Source organism: Acinetobacter sp. UBA2063, from assembly GCF_002333245.1.
Lineage (GTDB): Bacteria > Pseudomonadota > Gammaproteobacteria > Pseudomonadales > Moraxellaceae > Acinetobacter > Acinetobacter parvus.
In genome coordinates this window covers 4,284-9,163 of the sequence record NZ_DDAH01000071.1, presented here as the reverse complement: position 1 = coordinate 9,163, position 4,880 = coordinate 4,284, and the positions used below count along the sequence as shown (strand labels likewise).

The 4,880-nt window shown below is 42.2% G+C and carries 6 protein-coding genes; 5 read left to right on the top strand and 1 reads right to left on the bottom strand.

The features are described from left to right. From B4H32_RS03310 to gspM, 4 genes are all read left to right on the top strand, one after another. The coding region (locus tag B4H32_RS03310) for an NAD(P)H-dependent glycerol-3-phosphate dehydrogenase (RefSeq protein ID WP_349677405.1) at positions 1-463 on the top strand (463 nt) is incomplete at its 5' end. 57 nt (positions 464-520) lie between these two features. Beyond that, complete coding sequence (gene sixA / locus B4H32_RS03305) at positions 521-976, top strand: phosphohistidine phosphatase SixA (protein WP_004680893.1); 456 nt, start codon at positions 521-523, stop codon at positions 974-976. Between the two features lie 40 nt (positions 977-1,016). Then, a complete protein-coding gene (gene gspL / locus B4H32_RS03300) occupies positions 1,017-2,156 on the top strand; it encodes a type II secretion system protein GspL (protein WP_004680892.1) in 1,140 nt (379 codons plus the stop codon). Continuing rightward, complete coding sequence (gene gspM, locus B4H32_RS03295; protein WP_004677730.1) at positions 2,156-2,635, top strand: type II secretion system protein GspM; 480 nt, start codon at positions 2,156-2,158, stop codon at positions 2,633-2,635. Before gspL ends, gspM begins: the two co-directional genes overlap by 1 nt. Before the next feature lie 162 nt (positions 2,636-2,797). Here gspM and B4H32_RS03290 read toward each other — a convergent pair whose 3' ends face one another. Further along, positions 2,798-4,228, bottom strand: coding sequence for a pyridoxal phosphate-dependent aminotransferase (locus tag B4H32_RS03290; RefSeq protein WP_004680891.1), 1,431 nt, complete (start codon positions 4,226-4,228; stop codon positions 2,798-2,800). Positions 4,229-4,475: 247 nt separating this feature from the next. Between B4H32_RS03290 and msrB the strand changes: the two genes are divergently transcribed. Beyond that, positions 4,476-4,880 (top strand): peptide-methionine (R)-S-oxide reductase MsrB (gene msrB / locus B4H32_RS03285; RefSeq protein WP_286799972.1); only part of this gene is annotated, 405 nt, incomplete at its 3' end.

The following is a 4,880-nucleotide window of genomic DNA, read 5'->3' as shown; positions in this document are numbered from 1 at the left end:
TGCGTTAAAAAATATCTATGCTGTGGCAATGGGGATGGGCGCGGCCTATAACATTGGTGAAAATACCAAAAGTATGATCTTAACCCGTGCTTTGGCGGAAATGAGTCGTTTTGCAGTCAAGCAGGGTGCAAATCCTTTAACTTTCCTAGGTTTGTCAGGTGTGGGTGATTTATTTGCGACCTGTAATAGTCCATTAAGCCGTAACTATCAGATCGGTTTTGCCCTGGGTTCAGGTAAAACACTGGATCAGGCGACTAAAGAACTGGGACAAACCGCCGAGGGTATCAACACCATTGTGCAGGTGCGTACCAAGGCACAGGAACTGGATGTGTATATGCCAATCACCAATGCCTTATATGAAGTGATTTTTGAAAATGCACCGCCAATGACCATTGCCTTATCGTTAATGAAAAATGGCCATCGTAGTGATGTGGAATTTGTTTTACCTCATCATGAAGTTTAATCAGAAAACTGTCATCCAATGTTGTTATGCTTGAATGAAAAAAATTAGAGAATGATTATGCAACTCACTTTAGTTCGTCACGGTGAAGCGTCTCCAGCAGTGAATGGAAATGATATGCAGCGTCCACTCACAATGCGTGGGCATCAACAGGCTGAGCAAACAGGAGATTTTCTCAAAGATGTGATTCAGCCTGAAATTTTTATTGTCAGCCCATTGTTACGTGCTCAGGAAACACTGCAACATATCAAGGCACATTTTCAGGGGATTCCTGTTTTAATCTGCGATAAAATTAAACCCGATGATAACGCCAAAGATGCCATAGAATGGTTATCGAAACTTCCATACGAGTCGATTGCGGTGGTGTGCCACATGAATGTAGTAGCACATATTGCGGAACAATTGACCCATGAAAGTTTTAATCCATTTGCATTGGCCGAAGCACGTATTTATGATCAGGCAGTGATTGCGAATGGTTTATCAACACAAAAGAACCGTTTTACACCAACAATATAAATTTTATCTATCCTCAACAGGATAAGGATACTGAACACCGATGCTGTATTTATGGATGCCCGAAACCAATGGAACATGGTATTGGTCGGCTGGGGAAAACTGGTTGCAGGCAAACAGTCTTGAACAACTCATTCAGGATTTGCAAGCGCATAGTGGAAAAGAGGCGGTGGTCTATTTTCCAAGCCGCAATGCTCAAATGTTGCAGCAGCCTATGACAAAGGCGCATTACAAGCAATTGGGGCAAGAAGGCATTAAATATCTGTTAGAAGAGTTTGTGACCTTGCCAATTGACCAGATGAAAGTGGTGCATCATTTTCAGCATGATCAACTCAATATTTTAGGTGTTGCGCAATTTACCATTGAAACTTGGCAGCATGCCCTAAGCCTTTTACCGATCCAGATTGTCGCTTTCTTGCCTGATTTTCTGATTCTGCCTGAGCCAGCACAAAATGAAGTGGTACTGGTGAATCTGTATGACCATTTACTGGTGAGGGAAAATGTCTGGTCAGGTAACTCGATTGATGATTTAGGGTTATTTCTGGAATTTCAGTCATCAGAAACGCAATATAAATTTGCCAATCTCAGTGCAATCCAACTGGATGTTTTGGCAACAGCATCTGATAAAGATCAACGTACTGAGTTTAGCTACCAGTTTGAGCAGTTTCCAAGACCGAAGCAACATCCATTTAATGTGTTGCCAAAGGCAAAAAATGCCGATGTACAATGGTCAGGCTACTGGAAAGCCTCGGCAGCCGTTTTATTGGCCGTGATTCTGGTGCAGCTGGGTTATGATGCCTTGCGCTGGTCAAAGTTGAGAAAGCTGGCGGATCAAACTGCTTTACAGGCGATCGATCAGTATAAGCATTGGTTTGGCGAAAATACCCGTGTGACTGAGCAGAACATTAAAAGCCAGTTTGAAAGCCAGTTGCGCATGAGCCAGCTTGGAGATACGCAGGCATTGTCATTGTTGAGTCGGGTAGGGCCAATATTGATGCAGAAACAGATTGTTGCCCAACAAGTCAGTTATGATGCTTCAACATTGGCAATGTCGTTAAAGGCAAAATCAGCAAATGACTTGCAGGCGTTGGCACAGCAGTTGAATCAGCAGGGTTTTCAGGCGGAACTTGGAAATGTACAAGCGGATAGTGTCGGTGCGATTGGGATGGTCAAAGTAAAATAATGAAAGCGTTCACACAATTACAAAATAGTCTTGATCAGAAAGCTGAGGCGCTGAATCAATATTTACAGAGCCTGTCAGTGCGTGAGCGCGTGATGGTGGTTTTTACAACTGTTTTTTTAATCGTTGTGATTGTTGGTTCCGCTTTGTGGAAAATGCATGCTTTGGCAAACCAGCAACAAAAGCGTTTAAATGAGCTTAAGGATTTAATGGTCTGGATGCAGAGTAATGCTGCAACCATGAAACCTGCCAATGACCTTGCCCTTTCCTCGGCGGATAAAATCCAGCGTACAGCACAGCAGCAAGGGTTGGCAGTTTCTTCGCAGCAAAATGGAGAACAGATCCAAATTGTTGCGGAACATCAGAATTATTCTGTACTTGCCAACTTTTTAATGCAGCTATCCCAGATGGGGGTGAGCATTGAAAAAATGGACATGGTTTCCAATGCAGGCCAGATTAAATTAACGGCAACAGTTAAATAAAAGGTGGTGTTTTAAAAACTATGCTGACTATATTTTAACCATAAATTAAATCTCATAAAGCATTAAAAATATAGCGGCAGAATAAAAATTGAAGTTTTACTCTGCCGTCCCTATTAAATATAAAAATCCCCCTTACGTACTAAAGGGGGATTGAATATGGTCTTAACGTATTTTAGCGAGGAAACGGCCTAAACGGTTAATTGCCTCACGTAACTCATTTTCCGCAGGTAAAAATACCACACGGAAATGGTCAGGCGTTGGCCAGTTAAAGCCCGTACCCTGAACCAGTAAAACTTTTTCAGCCTTTAATAAATCCAGCATGAATTTTTCGTCATCTTCAACTGGATAAATTTCTGGGTCAAGTTTAGGGAAGCAGTACATGGCACCATCAGGTTTAACACAACTGACACCAGGAATTTCATTCAACATTTCCCATGCAATATTGCGTTGTTCATATAAACGCCCACCAGGGCGAATCAAATCATTAATGGATTGATAACCACCTAACGCAGTTTGAATGGCATATTGCGCCTGATGGTTGGCACACAGGCGCATGGAAGCCAGCATGTCCAGACCCTCGATATAGTCTGCCGCACGCGCCTTGTCCCCTGTAATCGCCATCCATCCAGCACGATAACCTGCAATACGATATGCCTTTGATAAACCGTTAAAAGATAAACAGAGCTGATCACCAGAAAGAGCAGCAACAGCCACATGTTCAATACCGTCATAAACGATTTTATCGTAGATTTCATCAGCAAATAAAATCAAGTCATGTTTTTTCGCCAATGCGACAATTTGTTCTAACACATGGCGAGGGTAGACCGAACCTGTCGGGTTATTTGGATTAATCACCACAATTCCACGCGTATTGGGCGTGATCTTGCTTTCCATATCGGCAATGTCAGGATACCAGTAGTTCTCTTCATCACATTTATAGTGAACTGCCGTACCCCCTGAAAGGTTGACTGCGGCTGTCCACAATGGGTAGTCAGGCATTGGCACCAGCATTTCATCGCCGTCATCCAGCAACCCTTGCATTGCCATCACGATCAGTTCAGACACACCATTGCCGACATAGACATCATTGACATGCATATCAAAAATGCCTTTCTGCTGGTAATACTGGCAAATTGCCTTACGGGCAGGGAAAATGCCTTTAGAATCAGTGTAGCCAATCGCATTTGGCAGGTTTAAGGCAACGTCGTTAATAATCTCTTGTGGGGCTTCAAAACCAAAAGGTGCGGGGTTGCCGATATTTAGCTTGATGATTTTATGTCCTTGCTCTTCCATTTCATTGGCGGCGCGTAATACTGGTCCACGAATGTCGTAACAAACATGCTCAAGCTTAGAGGATTTCCTGATTTCTCTAGTGGTTTGAGTTGAGTTGGGAATAGCAGTATTTTTAGACATAGCTGGATTCACTTTTGCATATCGGTATAAATAACTTTTAAAGGTTTCAATGGTAACCAGATCAAGATCATGCTGATCTCTCAGTAATTCAACAATTTTTTCATGGGTAAAACCCGATTGTTGATATTGTCTGATGGTTGGCAATAGGTTTTGGAAAACCACACTTTTCTTTTGCGACATTTTTTGTCCTGTACAACAGACAGCGGTGTGGCATCAGCATAGCATCATATTTGCTTACTTGGAAGATGAAGTTATAAATAAAATGCTCACTATAAAATATAATTTGCTTTCTATTTGCTATTTGTGCGGTAAATGTTTAATTTTTTATAAATTTTGCAGCAATAGACTAGAGTTTTTGTTGTGAATGGCGTAAATATAAAAACTGATCACCAAATACTTTTAAAATATAGAACAAAAGGAGCAGGTCATGGGAAAAGTCAATAAAACTGACCGAGAATGGCAAAGAGAACTGTCACCAGAAGAATATCGGATTACCCGCCAAAAAGGCACAGAGCCTGCTTTCACTGGACAATACTGGAACACTAAGCAACATGGAATCTACGTGTGCCGTTGCTGTGGTGCGGAACTATTTTCTTCGGACACCAAATATGACAGTGGGTGTGGCTGGCCGAGCTTTTTTAGACCACTTGACAGCACTGCAATAGAAGAACACGAAGATTTGTCGCATGGTATGGTCAGAACGGAAATTGTCTGCCATGACTGTGACGCACATTTGGGGCATGTATTTGAGGATGGTCCGCAGCCGACAGGATTGCGCTATTGCGTTAATTCGGCATCACTACAACTTAAAACACAAGAAAAGAACGACGAG

Excerpts from the sequence above, each read along its gene's own strand:
- sixA (WP_004680893.1), top strand. The coding sequence starts at position 521 with ATGCAACTCACTTTAGTTCGTCACGGTGAAGCGTCTCCAGCAGTGAAT.
- gspL (WP_004680892.1), top strand. The coding sequence starts at position 1,017 with ATGCTGTATTTATGGATGCCCGAAACCAATGGAACATGGTATTGGTCG.
- gspM (WP_004677730.1), top strand. The coding sequence starts at position 2,156 with ATGAAAGCGTTCACACAATTACAAAATAGTCTTGATCAGAAAGCTGAG.
- B4H32_RS03290 (WP_004680891.1), bottom strand. The coding sequence starts at position 4,228 with ATGTCGCAAAAGAAAAGTGTGGTTTTCCAAAACCTATTGCCAACCATC.